Here is a 19907-nt window from a genome sequence, read left to right as displayed (position 1 = left end):
CTCAGCTCCTCACGGCTGCCGGGACCGGCAGCTTCTCGATCCGTATCGCGGACGCCTTGAACTCGGCGGTCCCGGCGATGGGGCAATTGGCCTCGATGGTCAGCAGGTTGGTGTCGACCTCGTCCGGGAAGTGCATCGTCATGAAGGCCAGGCCGGGCCGCAGCCCCGGGTCGATCCACACGGGCGCGACCACCGAACCGCGACGGGAGCTGACCCGGACCTCCTCCTCCGCGGTCACGCCGTAGTGCTCGGCGTCCTCGGGGCACAGCTCCACGTACTCGCCGCGGCGCAGCGGGGAGGCGAAACTCCCGCTCTGCACACCGGTGTTGTACGAGTCCAGGCGTCGTCCCGTCGTCAGCCGCAGCGGGTACTGCTCGTCGGTGTGGTCGACCGGAGGGTCGTGCTTGACGATGCCGAACGCCGCCGGCTTGCCGCGTGCGCCGGGCTCCGTCTCCCACAACCGCCCGTGCAGGTACGTCGGTTCGATGCGTTCCGTGCTGGGGCAGGGCCACTGGATGCCCTGGTGCTCGGCGAGACGCTCGTATGTCATGCCGTAGTGGTCGGGTGAGACGGCGCGCAGCTCGTCCCAGACGGCCTGCGAGTCGGCGAACTTCCAGTCGTGGCCCAGGCGTGCGGCGATGTCGCAGATGATGTCGATGTCCTCGCGGGCCTCGCCCGGGGGTGAGACCGCCTTGCGCACGCGCTGCACGCGACGCTCGCTGTTGGTGGTGGTGCCGTCCGTCTCGCACCACGCGGCTGTGGCCGGCAGGACGACGTCGGCCAGTTCGGCTGTCTTCGTCAGGAAGATGTCCTGCACGACGAGGTGTTCGAGAGCCTCCATGCGCTCGACGGCCTGCCCGCTGTCGGCCTCCGACTGGGCGGGGTTCTCACCGATGCAGTAGACGGCGCGCAGTTCGCCCGACTCCATGGCCTCGAACATCTCGGTGAGGTTGCGTCCGTGCCGGGGCTCCAGCGTGGTCTCCCACGCCGCTTCGAACTTCGTCCGGGTCTCCGGGTCCAGGACGTCCTGGAAGCCCGGCAGCTTGTTCGGGATGGCGCCCATGTCACCCCCGCCCTGCACGTTGTTCTGGCCGCGCAGCGGCTGGAGTCCCGAGCCGTAGCGGCCCACGTGGCCGGTCAGCAGGGAGAGGTTGATCAGGGCGCGTACGTTGTCGGTGCCGTTGTGGTGCTCAGTGATGCCCAAGGTCCAGCACAGCTGGGCCCGTTCGGCGGTGGCGTAGGCGTGCGCGAGGTCGCGGATCGCCTCCGCGGGCACGCCGGTGACCTCCTCGGCCGCGCTGAGCGTCCAGGGCTCCACCTCGGCCGCGTACTCCTCGAAGCCGCTCGTGGCCCGTTCGATGAACGCCCTGTTGGCCAGGCCGGAGTGGATGATCTCGCGGCCGATCGCGTGCGCCAGCGGGATGTCCGTGCCGACGTTCGGACCGAGCCAGCTCTCCGCCCACTCGGCGGTCGAGGTACGGCGCGGGTCGACGGCGTACATCCGGGCGCCGTTGCGGATGCCGCGCAGCACGTGCTGGAAGAAGATGGGGTGCGCGAAGCGGGCGTTGGAGCCCCACATCACGATCAGGTCCGTCGATTCGACCTCCTCGTAGGAGGAGGTTCCGCCGCCCGAGCCGAGCGCGGCGGTCAGGCCGGCGACGCTGGGCGCGTGACAAGTGCGGTTGCAGGAGTCCACGTTGTGGGTGCCCATGATCACACGGGTGAACTTCTGCGCGACGTAGTTCATCTCGTTCGTCGCCCGGGCGCAGGAGAACATCCCGAAGGCGTCCGGCCCGTGCTCCTGGCGAATCCGGCGGAAGCCCTCCGTCGCCCTCTCCAGCGCCTCGTCCCAGCTCGCCCGGCGCAGCGGTCCGCCCTTCTCGTCCCGCACCAGGGGGTGGGTCAGCCGCGGGTACTGCGTCGACGGTGCTTTTCCGCGCTCGCGTTTGCTCATGCCGCGCTCCTTACAGTCTGTGCCAGCAGGTCGGTGACGGCGTGGATGGCGCAGAGCTTCGGCACGGGGGTGCGTGTCAGCGCGGCGAGTTCGACCACGGCGGCCAGGAGCACGTCCAGCTCCATGGGCTTGCCGCTCTCCAGGTCCTGGAGGGTGGAGGTCTTGTGGTCGCCGACGCGTTCGGCTCCGGCCAGGCGCCGTTCGACTGAGATGTCCGGGCGGCAGCCGACGGCCTCGGCCACCGCAAGGGTCTCGCGCATCATCGTCTCCACCAGCGCCCGGGTGTCCTGGTGGCGGCATATCTGCGCCATCGTCGCGCGGGAGAGGGCGCTGAGCGGGTTGAAGGCGATGTTGCCGAGCAGCTTGATCCAGATGTCGTTGCGGATGTCCGCCTCGACGGGGCACTTGAGGCCGCCTGCCTGCATGGCCTCACTGAAGGCTTCGCACCGCGCCGAGTCGGTGGTGTCCGGCTCGCCGACGGAGAAGCGGGTGCCTTCCATGTGCTGTACGACACCGGGCCCCTGGAGCTGGGTCGCGGCGTAGACGACGCAGCCGATGGCCCGTTCGGGAGGGAGCACCGCGCTGACCGCTCCGTCCGGGTCCACGCTCTCGACGCGGCGGCCCTCGTAGGGGCCTTCGAGACCGTGGAAGTACCACCACGGGATGCCGTTCTGCGCGGCCACGACGGCCGTCTTCCCGCCCAGCAGGGGGTGGACCAGCGGCCCGCACGCCGCGTAGGAGTTGGCCTTCAGCCCCAGGAAGACGTAATCGACCGGCCCGATGGAGGCCGGGTCGTCTGTGGCGTGCACGCGCGCTGTGAAGTCACCGCGCGGGCTGAGCACCTGGACGCCGTGCTGCTTCATGGCCGTCAAGTGCTCTCCGCGGGCGATGAGATGGACATCGGCGCCCGCTCGATGCAGAGCTGCTCCGACGTAGGCGCCGATTGCACCGGCGCCGACCACTGCGACTTTCATATCCGCTCTCCGTTCGGTTGAGGGGACCGAGCGTGGGATGGAACTGGGATGGTCGACAGAATATTGTATACACTCGCCATCGTGAACCGGCAAGGGGTGTGCAGTGGCTTGGTTCGCCCGGAAATGTCACCGCCGTGCCTCCCTCTCCCCGCCGGCGGTCCGGCGCCCGGAGAGGGAGGCACGCAGGCCGGTCAGCCGGTGAAGAGCTGCGCGGCCTTGTGGGCCAGTTCGTAGAGTCCGTAGGCCATCGGCACGCCCACCCAGACCCAGGCCAGGATGCTCAGCGGAATCCGCGAGGGCTCCGCCGCCGCGCTTCCGTCAGGTGTGCTGCTCGCGCCGTTCGTCATCGGCCGCCGCCTCCTCGTGTGCGTCGTCGCCGGCCCGGTCCGTGGAGGGTGCGGGCTCGTGGTACTTGGGATTGACGGGCCGCACCAGCTCGTTGGCGACGAAGCCGACGGCCAGCAGCCCGATCATGACGGACAGGGACAGGCCGTAGAGCTCCGGTCCCGAACGGCCCGCCTCCGCCTGGGAGTCGGCGACCCAGTTGACGATGAGCGGCCCCAGCACGCCGGCCATCGACCACGCGGTCAGCAGCCGCCCGTGGATGGCGCCCACCTCGTACGTCCCGAACAGGTCCTTCAAGTACGCCGGTACGGTCGCGAAGCCGCCGCCGTAGAAGGAGAGGATGACCAGCGAGCACGCGATGAACAGCGGCTTGGAGGTGTCGCCGAACTGCACGATGGCCAGGTACATCAGCGCACCGACTCCGAGATATACCCGGTACATGTTCTTGCGGCCGATCACGTCGGAGGTGGCCGACCACAGGAAGCGCCCCGTCATGTTCGCGAGCGAGAGCAGTGCGACGAAGCCGGCGGCGGCGGAGGCGCTGACGGCGGCGGAGGTGCCGGCGAAGAAGTCGCCGATCATCGGTGCGGCCTTCTCCAGAATGCCGATGCCCGCGGTCACGTTCATGCACAGCACCACCCACAGGCACCAGAACTGCGGCGTGCGCACGGCGTTGCGGGCGGAGACGTCCGCGGTGGTGACCAGGGGCCGCTTGCGCTGCCGCTCCTGGGGCGTACGTCCCGAGGGAGGCCGCCAGCCCTCGGCGGGGACGCGCACGAGCAGCACGCCCAGGGCCATGAAGGCGGCGTAGACCAGCCCGTGCACGAGGAAGGCCGAGGCGATGCCGTCGCTGTCGGAGCCGAACGTCTCCAGCATCTGCGCCGACCACGGGGAGGCGATCAGTGCCCCGCCGCCGAATCCCATGATCGCGATGCCGGTCGCCATGCCCGGCCGGTCGGGGAACCACTTGATGAGGGTGGAGACGGGGGAGATGTAGCCGATGCCGAGGCCGATGCCGCCGAGGAAGCCGTAGCCGAGGACCACCAGCCAGAACTGCTCCAGGGACGCGCCCAGCGCGGAGAGCAGGAACCCGGAGGAGAAGCAGACCAGGGAGACCGACATCGCCCAGCGGGGTCCGTTGCGCTCCACGAGGGTTCCGCCGAAGGCCGCGGACAGGCCCAGCATGACGATGCCGAGCTGGAAGGGGAGTGCGCTCGCCGTCCCGGACAGGCCGAGGGAGGACTCCAGTGGAGGTTTGAAGACGCTCCACGCATAGGCCTGGCCTATGGAGAGATGGACCGAGAGGGCGGCGGGAGGCACCAGCCACCGGCTCCAGCCAGGCGGGGCGACGGTATGGGAGCGATCAAGAAACCCGGGCATCATGGGCCGGAACCCTAGGTAGTTGAAGGGGCGATGACCAGAGGTCCGGCAGATTTTGTCGACTGTATGCCGCGGGCCGTGGCGGATGTTCACAGGGTGCGCCGATTGAGGGTCGCAGGAACGACTCAAGCGTGTCGTTCTTCATATTTGCATCAGAATGCGCAGATTTGTTCTGTCAGTACCCAGGAGAAAGGCAATCACATGCGACCGGTCATCCGCCCCGTTCTCGTCAGCCTCGCGGCCGTAGGTATGGCCCTCACCGGTGCCGCGTCCGCGCAGGCCTGCGAAAAGCACGAAGCGCCCAAGCCGGAGTCGTCCGTCAGCGACGGCGGTCACCAGGCCCCCGACTCGCAGGGGCCGCGTGGGACGGGCGAGAGGGGCGGCCACGAGGCCCCTGAGCCGCAGAAGCACGGCCAGCACGGCCAGCACAGCGAGAACGGCCGGCACGGCGGGAACGGCGAGCACGGCGAGAACGGCGGAAACGGCGGAAACGGCGGGAACGGCCAGAACGGCGGTCAGGCGCCGCAGCAGTCGACGCCCCAACTGACCGTCAACAACGTCGAGACCGGCTTCAAGAACTCCGACAACAACAGCATCGTCAACCACTTCTACTTCGGCGACGGGCACGCCTGACCGGCCTCCGGGGCGCGGCCCCGCGGCGCCTTCCTGCGCGGGTGGAGCGGTTCACGGCGCTGCTGCCGGGGCCGCTCCGCCCCGTCTGCCCGCAAAGGGACGGGCCGGGGGCGGGCCGGGCGGCCCTCAGAGAACCGCCTGACCGTGGGCGCCGCTCCCCGGACGTACGTGCCGGCCTGGTGCGGCAACGGTGACGGGGCCGGTGAAGGACGCGCAGGCCGCCGCGACGGCGTCGCCGTGCGGGGTGCCCGGCCACAGATGCGTCAGCATCAGGTGTGCCGCCCCGGCCTGCCGGGCGTACCGCCCCGCCTCACGGGCCGTGAGGAGTGTGCCCGACACATCCGCGGGGGTCTCCTCGGGGTGCGTCGCGTCGCAGAGGAACAGATCGGCGTCGCGGGCGAGTTGAGGGATGAGAGGGCTCGCTCCCGTGTCGCCGGTGAAGGCGAGGACCGTGCCGCCCGGGTCGGTCAGCCGGATGCCCGCGTTCGGTACGGAGTGCGGGAGCGGCGAGGTCTCGACGGTGAACGGCCCGATGCCGAAGCGGGCTCCCGCGGTGAACTCGTACAGCGCGTAGGTGTCTTCGAGCATGGCGCGCCGGTCGAGGGCGAGTACGGCGTCGAGTGCGCCGGGCAGCGCGAACAGGGGGAGCGGCGGGGGCGGTTCGCCGGACAGTGAGCGGGCGCGCAGCAGCGGGTTGATGTCCGCGCAGTGGTCCGGGTGTCCGTGGCTGACCAGTACCGCGTCGACCTCTTCCGCCCGGATGTGGCCGAGCAGTACCGGCAGCGTGGCGTACCCGGGGTCGAGAAGCAGCCGGAATCCGTCCCGTACGACCAGATAGCCGCTGCACGCCTGGGTGGCCGTCGGGAAGGCCCCGCTGCCGCCGAGCACGGTAACTTCCACGGTCTCTCCCCGGCTCTCAGCGCTTCACACAGGTGTAGGAGGCGTACACCGACGCGCGGAAGGCGCAGTCGGTGATCTCGAAGCCCGCGGCGGTGAGCATCGGCTCGAACAGCCAGCGGAACGTGCTGTGTTCGGTACGCACGTGCTCCGCCAGATCCGCCCGGGTGTAGGCGGCCGACGGGTCCGTGGCCGCGTCCGTGAGCCAGCGCTCCACGGAGCTGACCGCCTCGTGCGGGGCGAAGTCGTAGACGAGGTCGTGCAGTCGCAGAATCCCGCCGGGTCTGAGGAGCGAGGCGATGCGGCGCAGCGCGATCACTTTCCAGAAGTCCGGCAGTTGATGCAGAGCGTGGCGGGTGAAGACCGCGTCGGCGGGCGGGCCGGTGTGCTCGTAGCTGAGGAAGCCGCCCCTCGCGCACTCCAGTGAGGACGGCCCCCGGCTGGAGGCGCGTTCACGCAGCACGTCCCGCATCGCGGGCGAGATCTCCGCGGCGACCACGCGTCCGAAGTGCCGTGCGGCCGGTACGGCGAACTGGCCCGTACCGGCGCCGAAGTCGACGACCACGGAGTCCTCGGTCAGCCCGTGCGCGCGCAGCAGCGCGATGTCGGCGGCGGGGTCGGGGTGTCCCTGTTTGCGGTCGAAGCCGGAGACGAAGGCCGCGTCGAGGTGCTCGGGGCCGGCATGGGCGATTTCGTCCAGCATCCAGTCGGGGTCCATGGGAGAGGAGAGTGGCACGGGGGAGCGGCCCGCCGCGCGGCAATAAACGCGGTGGCCGGCCTCCCTGCGCCAAGGGCGGCACGGCACCCCGCGTCAGCGGCGACCTGGGCCGCGCGGAAGCCGGACCGGGCACTCGGATACCGTGCGGGGCCCGTGTGCGTGCGACGCCTGCGCGGGGCGCCGCCGGCCCGGCAGACGGCCGGGCCGGCCCGATGGCGTGTATCGCGTCACAAACGGGCGGGGGATGCCCGGGGCGTCCCCCGAGGCACAATGCACTCCGTAGACTGTATCCAATAGCCAAGACAGGTCGAGAACGGGAGTCGCGAATGCTGTCCGCAGGACTGCCGGAAGGCGCCATGCCCAAGCTGGAGCGGCCGGGCCCGCTGCGGGAGCGGGTCTACGAGGCGCTGCTCGAACTCATCACCACGCGTGCCCTCAGGCCCGGCCAGCATCTCGTCGAGAGCGAACTCGCCCAGCATCTGGGGGTCTCCCGGCAGCCCGTGCGGGAGGCGCTGCAGCGGCTGAACACGGACGGCTGGGTCGATCTGCGTCCCGCACAGGGTGCGTTCGTGCACGAGCCGACGGAGGAGGAGGCCGACCAGCTGCTGACCGTACGTACGCTGCTGGAGGCGGAGGCCGCCCGGCTCGCCGCCGTCAACGCGGACGCGGCGGGCATCGCGGAGCTGGAGGAGCTGTGCCGGCGGGGGGAGGCCGCCGTCGGCGGTGACGAGGTCGAGGCGGTCGTGGAGGCCAACGCCGCGTTCCATGCCCGGGTGATGGGCCTGGCGGGCAACGCGGTGCTCGCGGAGCTGGCGAGTCAGGTCGACCGCCGGGTGCGGTGGTACTACACGCCGGTGGCGCGGCAGCGCGGCGCCCAGTCCTGGACGGAGCACCGTGCGCTGATCGCGGCCATCGCCGACGGCGACGGTGAGCGGGCCACGGCCGTCATGCGGGAGCACACGGAGCACACCCGTCGCTCGTACCACGAGCGCGAACGAGGCTGAGCCGGGCCGGCGCCCGTCACCGGCTGTTCCTTCCCTCCGCCGGCCTGCGGATGGCGGGGCGTGCCCGCCCGCTGCCTCCTCCGCTGCGCCTGAGGCGCTCGACTCCCCTGCTGTGCGGGGGAGTTCGTCATGTGCGGCCGAACGCGCCCGTCCCAGGGTCCCGGTGCCGGGTTTTCTCCTGTCCGCATCTTTGTCCACTACATGGAGAAAGTAGAAGCAATTCCTGCAGAACTTCTTCCCCGTTGCGCACAGTGCTGGTACGTTCCCAGTCAATCCAGGCATCGCCCGGACGTACAACGGAAGCCCGCGGGCAGGGGAAGGAGGGGTGGCGGTGAGACGTATGACGGCCCGGCCCGCCAACGCGCACCAGGCACGGCTCCTCCGTCTGCTGCGGGACGGCGGCCCCAACTCCCGTGCGGAGCTGGGCGATCAGGTCGACCTCTCCCGTTCCAAGCTCGCCGTGGAGATCGACCGGCTGCTGGAGACCGGGCTCGTCGTCGCCGACGGACTGGCGGCCTCCCGCGGCGGACGCCGCTCGCACAATGTGCGGCTCACCCCCCAACTCCGCTTCCTCGGCGTCGACATCGGCGCCACCTCCGTCGACGTGGCCGTCACCAACCCGGAGTTGGAGGTCCTGGGCCACCTCAATCAGCCCATGGACGTCCGTGAGGGCCCCGTCGCCGTCTTCGACCAGGTGCTCGCGATGGTCGCCAAGCTCCGCGACTCCGGTCTCGCCGAGGGCTTCGACGGCGCCGGGATCGGCGTGCCCGGACCGGTGCGGTTCCCCGAGGGCGTGCCCGTGGCACCGCCGATCATGCCCGGCTGGGACGGCTTCCCCGTGCGCGAGGCGCTGAGCCAGGAGCTGGGCTGCCCCGTCATGGTCGACAACGACGTGAACCTCATCGCGATGGGCGAGATGCAGGCCGGAGTGGCACGCTCCGTGCGGGACTTCTTCTGCGTGAAGATCGGCACCGGCATCGGCTGCGGCGTCGTCGTCGGCGGCGAGGTCCACCGCGGCACGACAGGGAGCGCCGGCGACATCGGCCACATCCAGGTCGAGCCGGAGGGCCGTCCCTGCCCCTGCGGCAACCGCGGCTGTCTGGAGGCGTACTTCGGCGGCTCCGCTCTCGCACGGGACGCGGAGTCCGCCGCGCGCGACGGACAGTCCGCCGAACTCTCGGCCCGGCTGGAGGCCGCAGGGCGGCTCACCGCCGAAGACGTGGCTGCCGCGGCGGCCGCGGGTGACGGCACGTCGCTCGATCTCATCCGCGACGGCGGGGCCCGCGTGGGCCAGGTCATCGCGGGGCTCGTCAGCTTCTTCAACCCCGGCCTGGTGGTGATCGGCGGCGGCGTCACCGGACTCGGCCACACCCTGCTCGCCAGCATCCGCACTCAGGTCTACCGCCAGTCGCTGCCTCTGGCGACCGGCAACCTCCCCATCGTCCTCGGCGAGTTGGGCCCTGTCGCCGGGGTGACGGGGGCCGCCCGACTCATCAGCGACCACCTCTTCTCCCCGGCCTGACCGGTCCGACCGGCTCCATCCGTTCCGGCCCCCGAACCCGGCCCACCGGCCGGCGGGCCACGTGGCACAGCGCGCGCACCGCCCCGCTCGACTGCACGTACCACCGCCTGCACCACCGACTCGGCACCGCAGCACGGCACTTCGGCACCTGTACGGCACCGCACCCGGCACCTCAGCACCGCGTCCCCGTCCGGTTCGAGCTCAGCACCCTTCCCACGGTCCCGCCTGCCCGCACGCACGGAGGCCCCTCCATGGCTTCACCGGCTCCACTGCTGACCATGTCCCGCATCACCAAGACCTTCCCCGGCGTACGCGCGCTGGACGGCGTCGACCTCCAGGTCGAGGCCGGCGAGGTGCACTGCCTGCTGGGGCAGAACGGCGCGGGCAAGTCCACCCTGATCAAGGTCCTCGCGGGCGCCCACCAGCCGGACGAGGGCGAGATCCGCTGGCAGGGCGGGCCCGTACGGCTGCACACGCCGATCGCCGCCATGCGGCTGGGCATCGCCACCATCTACCAGGAACTCGACCTGGTGGAGCACCTGTCGGCGACCGAGAACATCTTCCTCGGCAACGAGGTCACCACCCGCGGCTTCATACGGTCACGCCACGCCCGTACCCGCGCGGCGGAACTCCTCGCCCGCCTCGGACACCCCGAGATCGACCCGGACGTCCCGGTCGGCGCGCTCTCGGCGGCCGGAGCGCAGATCGTCTCCATGGCCCGCGCCCTCTCCCACGACGTGCGCCTGATCGTCATGGACGAACCCTCCGCCGCCCTCGACCCGGACGAGGTCTCCAACCTCTTCCGCATCGTCGCCGGCCTCACCGCCGAGGGTGTCGCCGTCGTCTACATCTCCCACCGTCTGGAGGAGATCCGCCGCATCGGCGACCGGGTCTCCGTGCTCAAGGACGGCCGGGTCGCCGCTCGCGGACTGCCCGCCCGCACCACCGAGACACGGGAGTTCGTCGCGCTGATGACGGGCCGCGAGGTGCAGTACGCCTTCCCCGAACGTCCCCCCGTTCCCACCCCCGGCCCGGACGGCCAGGTGCCGCAGCCCCCCGAGCCGGTGCTGCGCACCCAAGGACTCGCGCGCCGGGGCGAGTTCGCGCCCCTCGACCTCGAACTGCGCCCCGGCGAGATCGTCGGACTCGCCGGACTCGTCGGCTCGGGACGCTCCGAGATCCTCGAAACCCTCTCCGGCGCCCGCCGCCCCACCGCGGGCCGCGTCCTCGTCGGCGGGGCCGCGCTGCGGCCGGGCGACGTCACCGCGGCCGTACGCGCCGGAGTGGGCCTCGCCCCCGAAGAACGCAAGTCCCAGGCGCTGTTGATGCTGGAGTCGGTCACCCGCAACGTGTCGGTCTCCTCGCTCCCGCGCTTCTCCCGCGGCGGCTGGATCGACCGCGCGCGGGAGCGCACCCAGGCCCGTGCCCGCACCCGCGACCTCGCGCTGCACCCCGACGACCCCGAGCGCCCCGTACGCACGCTCTCCGGCGGCAACCAGCAGAAGGTCGTCCTCGCACGCTGGCTGCTGCGCGACTGCCGCGTACTGCTGCTGGACGAGCCCACCCGGGGGGTGGACGTCGGGGCACGCGCCGAGCTCTACACCGTCATCCGCGGCCTCGCGGACTCCGGCGTCGCGGTCCTGCTCGTCTCCAGCGAAGTGCCCGAGGTCCTCGGGCTCGCCGACCGGGTGCTGGTGATGCGCGAGGGACGCGTCGTGCACACCGCCCCCGCCCGGGAGCTCGACGAGCACCGGGTCCTCGACCTCGTCATGGAAGGGAGCCCCTCGTGCTGAGCTCACCCGGTGCCGAAGCGGTCAAGGAGCCCGCGCCGCCGCCGACTTCGTCCTCCAGGCGCCGGATCAGCGCACCCCGGCTCGGCCTGCGCCACCTCTCGCTGGCCGGCGTGCTCGTCGCGCTGGTCATCGTCGGCGCCGTCACCAGGCCGGAGCAGTTCCTGAGCACCGGCAACCTCCAGCTCATCCTCACCCAGTCCTCCGTCATCGGGGTCGTCACCGTCGGTGTCACGTTCGTCATCATCGGCGGCGGGATCGACCTGTCGGTCGGTGCGATCGTCGCGCTCGCCTCGGTGTGGGCGACGACCGTGGCCACACAGGAGTTCGGACTCGGCGGCATGCTGCTGTGCGCCCTGGCGGTCGGTGTGGGCTGCGGGCTGGTCAACGGCATGCTCATCGCGTACGGGCCGATGGTGCCCTTCATCGCCACCCTCGCCATGCTCGCCTCGGCACGCGGACTCGCACTGCTGATCAGCGAAGGCAAGACGCAGGTGGTCACGGTGCAGTCCGTCCTCGACCTCGGCGTCTCCGACAGCTACGTGCTCGGGGTGCCGCCGCTGGTGCTGGTCTTCGCCGCCGTGGCGGTGCTCGGCTGGCTGGTGCTGGGACGTACCACCTTCGGACGCCGCACCGTGGCCGTCGGCGGGAACGCCGAGGCGTCCAGGCTCGCCGGGATCGCCGTGAAGCGGCAGCGGCTCCTGCTGTACCTGCTGTCCGGACTGTGCTGCGGCATCGCCGCGTTCATGCTCGTCGTCCTCACCGGCTCCGGCCAGAACACCAACGGCAACCTCTACGAACTCGACGCCATCGCCGCGGCCATCATCGGCGGCACCCTCCTGAGCGGCGGCCGCGGCACCATCACCGGCTCCGTCCTCGGAGTGCTGGTCTTCACCACGATCACCAACCTGTTCGCGCTCAACAACCTCCAGAGCGACGTCCAGCAGATCGCCAAGGGGGCGATCATCGTCGCCGCAGTCCTGGTCCAGAAGGGTCGGAAGACGCCATGACCGAGAACTCCAGCACACCCCGCAACGAGATCCCCTCACCCACCTCCCGCAGGAACCTGCTCTTCGGGACGGCCGCGGCCGGAGCCCTGCTGGCAACCGGCTGCACCAGCAACAAGTCCAACGACGACAAGGAGGCCGAGACCGGCCAGGCCAACGTCGCCGACGACAAGCCCGGCAAGGAGGTCACCATCGGCTTCGCCGGGCCGCAGGCCGACCACGGCTGGCTGAACGCCATCAACGAACAGGCCACCGAACGCGCCAAGAAGTACAAGGACGTCACCCTGGAGGCCACCGAGGGCTCCAACGACAACGCTCAGCAGGTCGGCCAGATCGAGACGCTGATCAACAAGAAGGTCGACGTCCTCGTCATCCTCCCCGCCGACGGCAAGGCCCTCACCCAGGTCGGTCTGAAGGCGATGCGCGCGGGCATCCCCGTGGTCAACCTCGACCGGGTCTTCGCCTCCCAGCAGGCCTACCGCTGCTGGATCGGCGGCGACAACTACGGCATGGGACTCAACGCCGGCCGCTACATCGGCGAGAAGCTCAAGGGCAAGAAGAACGCCAAGGTCGTCGAACTCGCCGGCATCGACAACCTGGAGCTGACGCGGGAGCGCACCGAGGGCTTCGACGACGCCCTGAAGAACTACCCCAACATCGAGAAGGTCGCCCGTCAGGCCGCCGAGTTCACCGTCGAGTCCGGGCAGTCGAAAATGGCCCAGCTGCTGCGCGCGGAGCCGGAGTTCGACGCGCTGTGGAACCACGACGACGACCAGGGCGTGGGCGCCGAGAGGGCCATCAAGCAAGCGGGCAGGGACGAGTTCCTCATGGTCGGCGGCGCCGGGTCACGACGCGTCATGGACGCCATCAAGGCGGACAACAGCGTCATCAAGGCCACCGTCCTCTACCCGCCGACGATGGCCGCCTCCGCCATCGACCTCGCCCGCGCCCTCGGGCAGGGCAAGGGCGTCGCGGGACTCGCCGAGTTCGAGATCCCGGCCTCCATGACGCTGTACTCGGCCGTCGTCACCAAGGACAACGTCGACGAGTACCTCCCGACCGGCTTCAAGTAGGCACCGGGCGGACCACCGTCACGGCGCGGCGCCGAGCGCGCCCGCCGCCGCCCCCGCAGCGCACACCCCGACAGGGAGGAGTCCCATGTCCGACGACACCGCGCCCGCTCCTGCACCCCGACGCCCCGAGCAGCCCGCCTCGGCGCCACCGATCGGTGTGGGAATGGTCGGCTACGCCTTCATGGGAGCGGCCCACTCCCAGGGCTGGCGCACCGTGGGCCGCGTCTTCGACCTGCCGCTCGCACCGGCCATGACGGCCGTGTGCGGACGGGACGCGGACGCGGTACGGGCCGCGGCCGGACGGCTGGGCTGGACCTCGACGGAGACCGACTGGCGGGAGATGATCACCCGCGAGGACATCCAGCTCGTCGACATCTGCACACCGGGTGAGAGCCACGCCGAGATCGCCGTCGCGGCGCTGGAGGCGGGCAAGCACGTGCTGTGCGAGAAGCCGCTCGCCAACTCGGTCGAGGAGGCGGAACGGATGGCGGCCGCGGCGCAGCGTGCCCGTACGCGCGGCCAGTTGACGATGGTCGGCTTCAACTACCGCCGCACACCCGCACTCGCCCTCGCCCGGCGCATGGTGGCCGAGGGCAGGCTGGGGGAGCTGCGGCACGTACGCGTGAGCTACCTCCAGGACTGGCTGGTCGACCCCGGATTCCCGCTGGCGTGGAGGCTGCGCAGGGAGGCGGCGGGATCGGGCGCCCTCGGCGACCTGGGAGCGCACGCCGTCGACATCGCGCAGCACCTTGCGGGCTCGCCGCTGACGGGCGTCTCGGCGCAGACGGAGACGTTCGTGACCGAGCGTCCCCTGCCCGGCGGCGATCCCGGCGGCGCCCTCGGAGAGGTCACCGTCGACGACGCGGCGCTCTTCCACGGGCGGCTGGACTCGGGGGCGCTGGCCTCCTTCGAGGTCAGCCGGGTCGCCGCGGGGAGGAAGAACGCGCTGCGGGTCGAGCTGAACGGCACCCGTGGATCAGTGGTGTTCGACCTGGAGCGCCTCAACGAGCTGCAGTTCCACGACCACACGGACGCCGCGACCGAGTCCGGCTTCCGGCGCATCCAGGTCACCGAGTCCGAACATCCCTATCTGGAGGCGTGGTGGCCGCCGGGCCACGGGCTGGGCTACGAGCACACCTTCGTGCACCAGGCGCGTGACCTGCTGTACGCCGTCGCCACCGGCACGGACCCCGAACCCTCCTTCGCCGACGGCCTCCAGGTCCAGCGGGTGCTGGCGGCGGTCGAGGAGAGCGCGGACAAGAACAGCGCGTTCACGCCCGTCGCGGTCACGCCCGTGGCGGGCTGACGACGACCGCTGCCCGTCCATCCGGCGGCCCCGCGCGGCGCCGACCGCCCGGGGAGCCGGGAGACACAGATCAGGAGGCACCGCAACATGCCCCGACAGTTCACGCTCTTCACCGGCCAGTGGGCGGACCTCCCGCTGGAGGAAGTCTGCGCCCTCGCCCGCGACTTCGGCTACGACGGCCTGGAACTCGCATGCTGGGGCGACCACTTCGAAGTCGACCGCGCACTGAACGAGTCCGGCTACGTGGAGGGACGGCGCACCCTGCTGGACAAGCACGGCCTCAAGTGCTGGGCGGTCTCCAACCACCTCGTCGGCCAGGCCGTCTGCGACCATCCCATCGACGAGAGGCACCAGGGCATCCTGCCCTCGCGCATCTGGGGAGACGGCGAGCCGGAAGGTGTACGGCAGCGCGCCGCGGCAGAGATGAAGGACACCGCACGGGCCGCGGCAGCGCTGGGCGTACGTACCGTCGTCGGATTCACCGGATCGTCGATCTGGCATCTGGTGGCGATGTTCCCCCCGGTGCCGCCGCACATGGTCGAGCGGGGCTACGAGGACTTCGCCGAGCGCTGGAACCCCGTGCTGGACGTCTTCGACGCGGAGGGAGTGCGCTTCGCCCACGAGGTCCACCCCAGCGAGATCGCCTACGACTACTGGACGACACACCGGGCCCTGGAAGCCATCGGCCACCGCCCGGCCTTCGGGCTCAACTTCGACCCCAGCCACTTCGTCTGGCAGGACCTGGACCCGACGGGCTTCCTCTACGACTACCGCGACCGGATCTACCACGTCGACTGCAAGGAGGCCCGCACCCGGCTCGACGGACGCAACGGGCGCCTGGGCTCCCACCTGCCGTGGGGCGACCCGCGGCGCGGCTGGGACTTCGTCTCGGCCGGGCACGGCGATGTGGCCTGGGAGGACGTCTTCCGGATGCTGCACTCCATCGGATACGACGGACCGGTCTCGGTGGAGTGGGAGGACGCCGGCATGGACCGGCTGGCCGGGGCGCCGGAGGCGCTGCGGCGGCTGAAGGCGTTCGACTACGATCCGCCGTCGTCGTCGTTCGACGCGGCGTTCAGCAGCGACTGAGGGCTGGGCGGTGGGGCCGGCGGTGCCGGTGGTGCGGGTGCGTGCCGCTCCGGCGGTGCCCCCGGGACGGCATGATTTACGGCCCGGCGCAGCTCTGTTGCGTCAACTGGCGCCCGTCGGAGGCGCCGGGCCGCAAATCACGCTTGAGTGTCCCGGGGCCACCGCCTGCGCGTCCCGCCCCCTCCCGCGGCCGGGCGGCTGTCCCGGCACGGCACTGAGGAGTGGCCCTCCGAGGAGGGTCAGTCCCGGCCCGTGAACGAGACGAAGCGTGCCCAGGCGGCCGGGGACAGTGCGAGCCGGGGGCCCTGCTCGAACTTGGAGTCCCGCACGTGGACGGTGTCCGCACAGGCGGCCACCTCGACGCAGTCGTCGCCGGAGCCACTGCTGTAACTACTCTTGTACCAGGACGGTTCGGTGCTGCTCATAGCGCTCCTCGCATCCCCTGCAACAGGCTCAGGGATTCCTCGGGGGAGAGTGCCTGTGAGCGCATCCTGGCATACCGCATCCGGTGCACGCTGAGCACCTGCGGGTCGGAGATGAACTGGCCAATCTCCTGTCCCTCGCTGTAGCCGAAGAACAGGTTCCCCGGAGCTTCCAGAAGCCGGATGGGACCGTGCAGCCCTGCGTGGTTCTCCTTCACCAGCGGCATGACCTGGATCTCCACGTTCCGCAGTTCCGCAGCTGTCAGGACGTGGTCGATCAGTTCCCGTGTGACCTCGGTGCCGCCGGTGCGGCGCAGGAAGAGGTGCTCTTCGAGGATGAAGCTGTAGGCCGTGTGGGGCCGTTCGGTCAGCAGGCGCTTGCGCTCCTCCCGTGCGGTCCACTGGGCCTCGATCTGGGCGTCGTCCAGTGGGGGGAGTTGGTTGACGAAGAGGGTGCGAGCGTAGGACTCCGTCTGCAACAGGCCCGGGATCAGGCGGCATTCGTAGGTGCTGAGGGCCGTCGCCTCTGCCTCCAGCCGTGCCCACTGCCGGAACCAGCTCGCCAGACCGGGACGGCGTGAGACGTGCCGTGCCGCTCCCTGCAGGGCTCCGAAGGCGTCCAGCGTCTCCTCGGCGCGCTGCACGAACTGCGGTGGGGGGAAGCGGCGTCCCTGTTCGATCGAGGCGACCGTCGGGTGCGAATAGCGCACGAGTGGCGCGAACTCCTCCTGGGTCAGCCTCGCCCGTCTCCGGAAGGCCTTGAGGACTTCTCCGAACGCCTTCAGGCTGTCCGTGGACTCCGGTTCGCCGCCGCCTGTGCCTTCCGTCATGCCCGGCCGCCCTCTCGCGTTCTCGTTCAGTCAACTCCCGCAATGGTCACCGAATGTGACTCTCCGTGTCCATCTGAGTGCACGTACGCCCCGGGTCTGTACGGGTTCTGTGACCGTGGGTAAGTCGAGACTTTGTCCGCATCGTGGATGAAGCCAACTTAAGCGCTGTCAAAGGGGTTTCCGTATGAGACGAAGATGGTTACCGTCCTTGTGGTGTACCGGACATGAGCCGCTTTCCCCCTCGATCTCCTGCACGACCGGTACGTCCGCACTCCGGTGAAAACCGGGCACGGCCCGGAATACTTCGGCGCGACGGCGCGCGCCTGTGCTTGCTCGACGGTCAACGACACCTGCGTCCACCACCGTTCTCCCTCACAGGAGGAGTCGCGTGCACAGGATCATTCGCTCCACTTCCCAGTCCCCACCACTGTCCGCCAGGCGCCGTACCTTCCGCGCCCGCGTCGCCGTACTCGTCTCCTGCGCGATGGCAGGCGGCCTGCTGACGCTCGGCGCCGCTCCGCCCAAGGCGGACGACTCACCGGCCGCCGCCGCCGACTTCCAGCAGGTCACCCTGGCCAAGGGGGCCGCCGAGACCGGCGAGCCGATGACGATGGCCGTGCTGCCCGACCGTTCCGTCCTGCACACCTCCCGCGAGGGCACGGTGCGCCTGACCGACGAGGGCGGCGCCACCAAGGTCGCGGGCGAGGTGCCCGTCTACTCCCACGACGAGGAGGGCCTTCAAGGCGTGGGCGTGGACCCGGACTTCACCGACAACCGCTTCGTCTACCTCTATTACGCGCCGCCCATGGACACCCCCGAGGGTGACGCCCCCGAGACGGGCAACCCCGACGACTTCAAGCCCTTCGAGGGCGTCAACCGGCTCTCGCGGTTCGTGCTCGGCGAGGACGGCACCCTCGACATGGACAGCGAGACGAAGATCCTCGACGTCGAGGCGGACCGCGGGCTGTGCTGCCACGTCGGGGGTGACATCGCCTTCGACGCCGACGGCAACCTTCTGCTGTCGACCGGGGACGACACCAACCCCTTCCAGTCGGACGGCTACACACCCATCGACGAACGCGCCGACCGCAACCCCGCCTTCGACGCTCAGCGCAGCTCGGGCAACACCAATGACCTGCGCGGCAAGATCCTGCGTGTCAAGGTCGAGGACGACGGCGGCTACAGCATCCCCGAGGGCAACCTCTTCGAGCCGGGGACCGAGAAGACCCGCCCCGAGATCTACGCGATGGGCTTCCGCAATCCCTTCCGCATGTCCGTGGACAAGCCCACCGGCACCGTCTACGTCGGCGACTACGGGCCCGACGCCGGCTCGGCCGACCCGGCGCGCGGGCCGTCCGGCCAGGTCGAGTTCGCCCGCGTCACCGAGGCCGGCAACTACGGCTGGCCCTACTGCACGGGCGAGAACGACGCCTACACCGACTACGACTTCGGCAGCGGCGAGTCGGGGGAGAAGTTCGACTGCGCCGCCCCCGTCAACGACTCGCCCCACAACACCGGGCTGACGGAACTGCCCGCCGCCCAGCCCGCGTGGATCGCCTACGACGGCGCCTCCGTACCGGAGTTCGGCGACGGCTCCGAGTCCCCGATGGGCGGTCCCGTCTACCGCTACGACGAAGACCTGGACTCGGAGGTGAAGTTCCCGCAGGAGTACGACGGTGACTTCTTCGCCGGCGAGTTCGGCCGCCAGTGGATCAAACGCATCGAGCACGGGGCCGGAGGAGACGTCTCCTCCATCAACTCCTTCCCCTGGAGCGGCACTCAGGTGATGGACATGGAGTTCGGCCCGGACGGCGCGCTCTACGTCCTGGACTACGGCACCGGCTACTTCAACGGCGACGAGAACTCCGCCGTCTACCGCATCGAGAACGCCACCGACGGCCACAGCCCCATCGCCGAGGCGAAGTCCGACACGACCAGCGGTCAGGCGCCGCTGGAGGTCGCCTTCTCCTCCGAGGGAAGCAGCGACGCCGACGGCGACGCGCTCAGCTACAGCTGGGACTTCGGTGACGGCGCCACCTCCGGCGAGGCCGATCCGACCCACACCTACACCGAGAACGGCACCTACTCCGCGACGGTCACCGCCACCGACCCCGGCGGGCGCACGGGAAGCGCCAGCGTGATCGTGACCGTCGGGAACACCGCGCCGAAGGTCGAGCTGCAACTGCCCGCCGACGGCCAGCCGTTCGGCTTCGGCGACGAGGTGCCCTTCGAGGTGAAGGTGACCGACCCGGAGGACGGCGAGATCGACTGCTCCGAGGTGGAGGTCAGCTACATCCTCGGCCACGACAGCCACGGCCACCCGATCACGTCGGCCAAGGGCTGCTCCGGCACCATCAAGACGAGCGAGGACGGCGAACACGACCCGAACGCCGACATCTTCGGCGTCTTCGACGCCGAGTACACCGACCACGGCGGCGGGGGCCAGGACTCCCTGACCAGTCACGACCAGAGCGTCCTCCAGCCCGAGCACCGGCAGGCCGAGCACTTCACCGGCTCCGCCGACGGCGTCGAGGTCTCCTCCGTAGAGGGGGCCGAGGGAGATCGTGCCGTCACCGGTGTCGAGAACGGCCAGTGGATCGCCTTCGACCCGTATGTCACCGCTGACGTCACCGAGTTGACCGCGCGGGTCGACGGGGGCGGCTCCGCCGGAGGCGAGCTCGAAGTACGTGCCGGAGCACCCGACGGCACGCTGCTGGGCACCGCCGAGGTCGGCACGGGCGAGGGCTGGAGCGAGGTGAGCACCGCGGTCGAGAACGCGCCCGGGGGCTCCTCAGAGCTCTATCTGGTCTTCACCGGCGGCGCGGGCGGCCTGTTCGACCTGGACAGTTTCAAGGTCACGACGAGCTGAGGGAGGAAGAGCCGATGAGACGCGCATCCGGAACGGCCCGTGAACGCACACCTGCACGAGCGCGGGCACGGGCGCACCCGTACGTTCGCACACG

17 protein-coding genes are annotated in these 19907 nt (G+C 70.4%); 9 read left to right on the top strand and 8 right to left on the bottom strand.

The annotated features are described in order from the left end of the window. Position 1: 1 nt before the first annotated feature. The 4 genes from H343_RS0104635 to H343_RS0104620 all read right to left on the bottom strand — a co-directional run bounded on the left by H343_RS0104635 (position 2) and on the right by H343_RS0104620 (position 4653). Positions 2 to 1954 (bottom strand): molybdopterin-dependent oxidoreductase, encoded by a 1953-nt coding sequence (locus H343_RS0104635; RefSeq protein ID WP_028430180.1) that lies wholly within the window; start codon positions 1952 to 1954, stop codon positions 2 to 4. Beyond that, on the bottom strand, positions 1951 to 2928 hold the full coding sequence (locus tag H343_RS0104630; RefSeq protein WP_028430179.1) for a 2-dehydropantoate 2-reductase: 978 nt from the start codon (positions 2926 to 2928) through the stop codon (positions 1951 to 1953). The genes H343_RS0104635 and H343_RS0104630 overlap by 4 nt, the downstream gene beginning before the upstream one ends. Before the next feature lie 191 nt (positions 2929 to 3119). Then, the gene (locus tag H343_RS35485) at positions 3120 to 3275 is read right to left on the bottom strand and encodes an MFS transporter small subunit (RefSeq protein ID WP_199778871.1); all 156 of its coding nucleotides are present in this window, start codon (positions 3273 to 3275) and stop codon (positions 3120 to 3122) included. Next, positions 3247 to 4653 (bottom strand): L-lactate MFS transporter, encoded by a 1407-nt coding sequence (locus tag H343_RS0104620; RefSeq protein ID WP_199778877.1) that lies wholly within the window; start codon positions 4651 to 4653, stop codon positions 3247 to 3249. The genes H343_RS35485 and H343_RS0104620 overlap by 29 nt, the downstream gene beginning before the upstream one ends. 201 nt (positions 4654 to 4854) lie before the next feature. Here H343_RS0104620 and H343_RS28900 point away from each other — a divergent pair, with 201 nt between their 5' ends. Beyond that, positions 4855 to 5286 (top strand): hypothetical protein, encoded by a 432-nt coding sequence (locus H343_RS28900; protein ID WP_037902328.1) that lies wholly within the window; start codon positions 4855 to 4857, stop codon positions 5284 to 5286. 126 nt (positions 5287 to 5412) lie between these two features. Here H343_RS28900 and H343_RS0104610 read toward each other — a convergent pair whose 3' ends face one another. Together H343_RS0104610 and H343_RS0104605 are read right to left on the bottom strand one after the other, a co-directional pair. Beyond that, the gene (locus tag H343_RS0104610) at positions 5413 to 6186 is read right to left on the bottom strand and encodes an MBL fold metallo-hydrolase (RefSeq protein ID WP_028430177.1); all 774 of its coding nucleotides are present in this window, start codon (positions 6184 to 6186) and stop codon (positions 5413 to 5415) included. A 16-nt stretch (positions 6187 to 6202) separates the two neighbouring features. Continuing rightward, a complete protein-coding gene (locus H343_RS0104605; RefSeq protein ID WP_028430176.1) occupies positions 6203 to 6901 on the bottom strand; it encodes a class I SAM-dependent methyltransferase in 699 nt (232 codons plus the stop codon). Between the two features lie 326 nt (positions 6902 to 7227). Between H343_RS0104605 and H343_RS0104600 the strand changes: the two genes are divergently transcribed. The 7 genes from H343_RS0104600 to H343_RS0104570 all read left to right on the top strand — a co-directional run bounded on the left by H343_RS0104600 (position 7228) and on the right by H343_RS0104570 (position 15692). Then, positions 7228 to 7905, top strand: a complete 678-nt coding sequence (locus H343_RS0104600; protein WP_028430175.1) for a GntR family transcriptional regulator — start codon at positions 7228 to 7230, stop codon at positions 7903 to 7905. A gap of 340 nt (positions 7906 to 8245) precedes the next feature. Then, positions 8246 to 9427, top strand: a complete 1182-nt coding sequence (locus tag H343_RS0104595; protein WP_028430174.1) for an ROK family transcriptional regulator — start codon at positions 8246 to 8248, stop codon at positions 9425 to 9427. Positions 9428 to 9678: 251 nt separating this feature from the next. After that, the gene (locus H343_RS0104590; protein WP_028430173.1) at positions 9679 to 11220 is read left to right on the top strand and encodes a sugar ABC transporter ATP-binding protein; all 1542 of its coding nucleotides are present in this window, start codon (positions 9679 to 9681) and stop codon (positions 11218 to 11220) included. Further along, entirely contained in the window at positions 11217 to 12227 is a 1011-nt protein-coding gene (locus H343_RS0104585) for an ABC transporter permease (protein WP_028430172.1), read from the top strand. The genes H343_RS0104590 and H343_RS0104585 overlap by 4 nt, the downstream gene beginning before the upstream one ends. Next, a complete protein-coding gene (locus tag H343_RS0104580) occupies positions 12224 to 13297 on the top strand; it encodes a substrate-binding domain-containing protein (protein ID WP_037902324.1) in 1074 nt (357 codons plus the stop codon). The genes H343_RS0104585 and H343_RS0104580 overlap by 4 nt, the downstream gene beginning before the upstream one ends. An 85-nt stretch (positions 13298 to 13382) precedes the next feature. Further along, positions 13383 to 14603 carry a Gfo/Idh/MocA family protein gene (locus H343_RS0104575; protein ID WP_028430170.1) on the top strand — a complete coding sequence of 407 codons (1221 nt, stop codon included), beginning with the start codon at positions 13383 to 13385 and terminating at the stop codon, positions 14601 to 14603. Between the two features lie 87 nt (positions 14604 to 14690). After that, complete coding sequence (locus H343_RS0104570) at positions 14691 to 15692, top strand: sugar phosphate isomerase/epimerase family protein (RefSeq protein ID WP_028430169.1); 1002 nt, start codon at positions 14691 to 14693, stop codon at positions 15690 to 15692. A gap of 239 nt (positions 15693 to 15931) precedes the next feature. On the opposite strand, the gene H343_RS0104565 is transcribed toward H343_RS0104570, so the two are convergent. Then, entirely contained in the window at positions 15932 to 16117 is a 186-nt protein-coding gene (locus H343_RS0104565; protein ID WP_028430168.1) for a DUF397 domain-containing protein, read from the bottom strand. Further along, positions 16114 to 16944 carry a Scr1 family TA system antitoxin-like transcriptional regulator gene (locus H343_RS0104560; protein WP_051264583.1) on the bottom strand — a complete coding sequence of 277 codons (831 nt, stop codon included), beginning with the start codon at positions 16942 to 16944 and terminating at the stop codon, positions 16114 to 16116. The genes H343_RS0104565 and H343_RS0104560 overlap by 4 nt, the downstream gene beginning before the upstream one ends. A gap of 484 nt (positions 16945 to 17428) precedes the next feature. On the opposite strand from H343_RS0104560, the gene H343_RS0104555 reads away from it, so the two are divergent. Beyond that, positions 17429 to 19813 (top strand): PQQ-dependent sugar dehydrogenase, encoded by a 2385-nt coding sequence (locus tag H343_RS0104555; RefSeq protein WP_078505046.1) that lies wholly within the window; start codon positions 17429 to 17431, stop codon positions 19811 to 19813. Positions 19814 to 19907: the final 94 nt, after the last annotated feature.

It is taken from the genome of Streptomyces sp. TAA204 (genome assembly GCF_000424965.1).
Note: the sequence above shows the minus strand (reverse complement) of the source record. Positions and strands in the feature narration are given on the sequence as shown.

Excerpts from the sequence above, each read along its gene's own strand:
- H343_RS0104635 (WP_028430180.1), bottom strand. The coding sequence starts at position 1,954 with ATGAGCAAACGCGAGCGCGGAAAAGCACCGTCGACGCAGTACCCGCGG.
- H343_RS0104630 (WP_028430179.1), bottom strand. The coding sequence starts at position 2,928 with ATGAAAGTCGCAGTGGTCGGCGCCGGTGCAATCGGCGCCTACGTCGGA.
- H343_RS35485 (WP_199778871.1), bottom strand. The coding sequence starts at position 3,275 with ATGACGAACGGCGCGAGCAGCACACCTGACGGAAGCGCGGCGGCGGAG.
- H343_RS0104620 (WP_199778877.1), bottom strand. The coding sequence starts at position 4,653 with ATGCCCGGGTTTCTTGATCGCTCCCATACCGTCGCCCCGCCTGGCTGG.
- H343_RS28900 (WP_037902328.1), top strand. The coding sequence starts at position 4,855 with ATGCGACCGGTCATCCGCCCCGTTCTCGTCAGCCTCGCGGCCGTAGGT.
- H343_RS0104605 (WP_028430176.1), bottom strand. The coding sequence starts at position 6,901 with ATGGACCCCGACTGGATGCTGGACGAAATCGCCCATGCCGGCCCCGAG.
- H343_RS0104600 (WP_028430175.1), top strand. The coding sequence starts at position 7,228 with ATGCTGTCCGCAGGACTGCCGGAAGGCGCCATGCCCAAGCTGGAGCGG.
- H343_RS0104595 (WP_028430174.1), top strand. The coding sequence starts at position 8,246 with ATGACGGCCCGGCCCGCCAACGCGCACCAGGCACGGCTCCTCCGTCTG.
- H343_RS0104590 (WP_028430173.1), top strand. The coding sequence starts at position 9,679 with ATGGCTTCACCGGCTCCACTGCTGACCATGTCCCGCATCACCAAGACC.
- H343_RS0104580 (WP_037902324.1), top strand. The coding sequence starts at position 12,224 with ATGACCGAGAACTCCAGCACACCCCGCAACGAGATCCCCTCACCCACC.
- H343_RS0104575 (WP_028430170.1), top strand. The coding sequence starts at position 13,383 with ATGTCCGACGACACCGCGCCCGCTCCTGCACCCCGACGCCCCGAGCAG.
- H343_RS0104570 (WP_028430169.1), top strand. The coding sequence starts at position 14,691 with ATGCCCCGACAGTTCACGCTCTTCACCGGCCAGTGGGCGGACCTCCCG.
- H343_RS0104565 (WP_028430168.1), bottom strand. The coding sequence starts at position 16,117 with ATGAGCAGCACCGAACCGTCCTGGTACAAGAGTAGTTACAGCAGTGGC.
- H343_RS0104560 (WP_051264583.1), bottom strand. The coding sequence starts at position 16,944 with ATGACGGAAGGCACAGGCGGCGGCGAACCGGAGTCCACGGACAGCCTG.
- H343_RS0104555 (WP_078505046.1), top strand. The coding sequence starts at position 17,429 with ATGGCAGGCGGCCTGCTGACGCTCGGCGCCGCTCCGCCCAAGGCGGAC.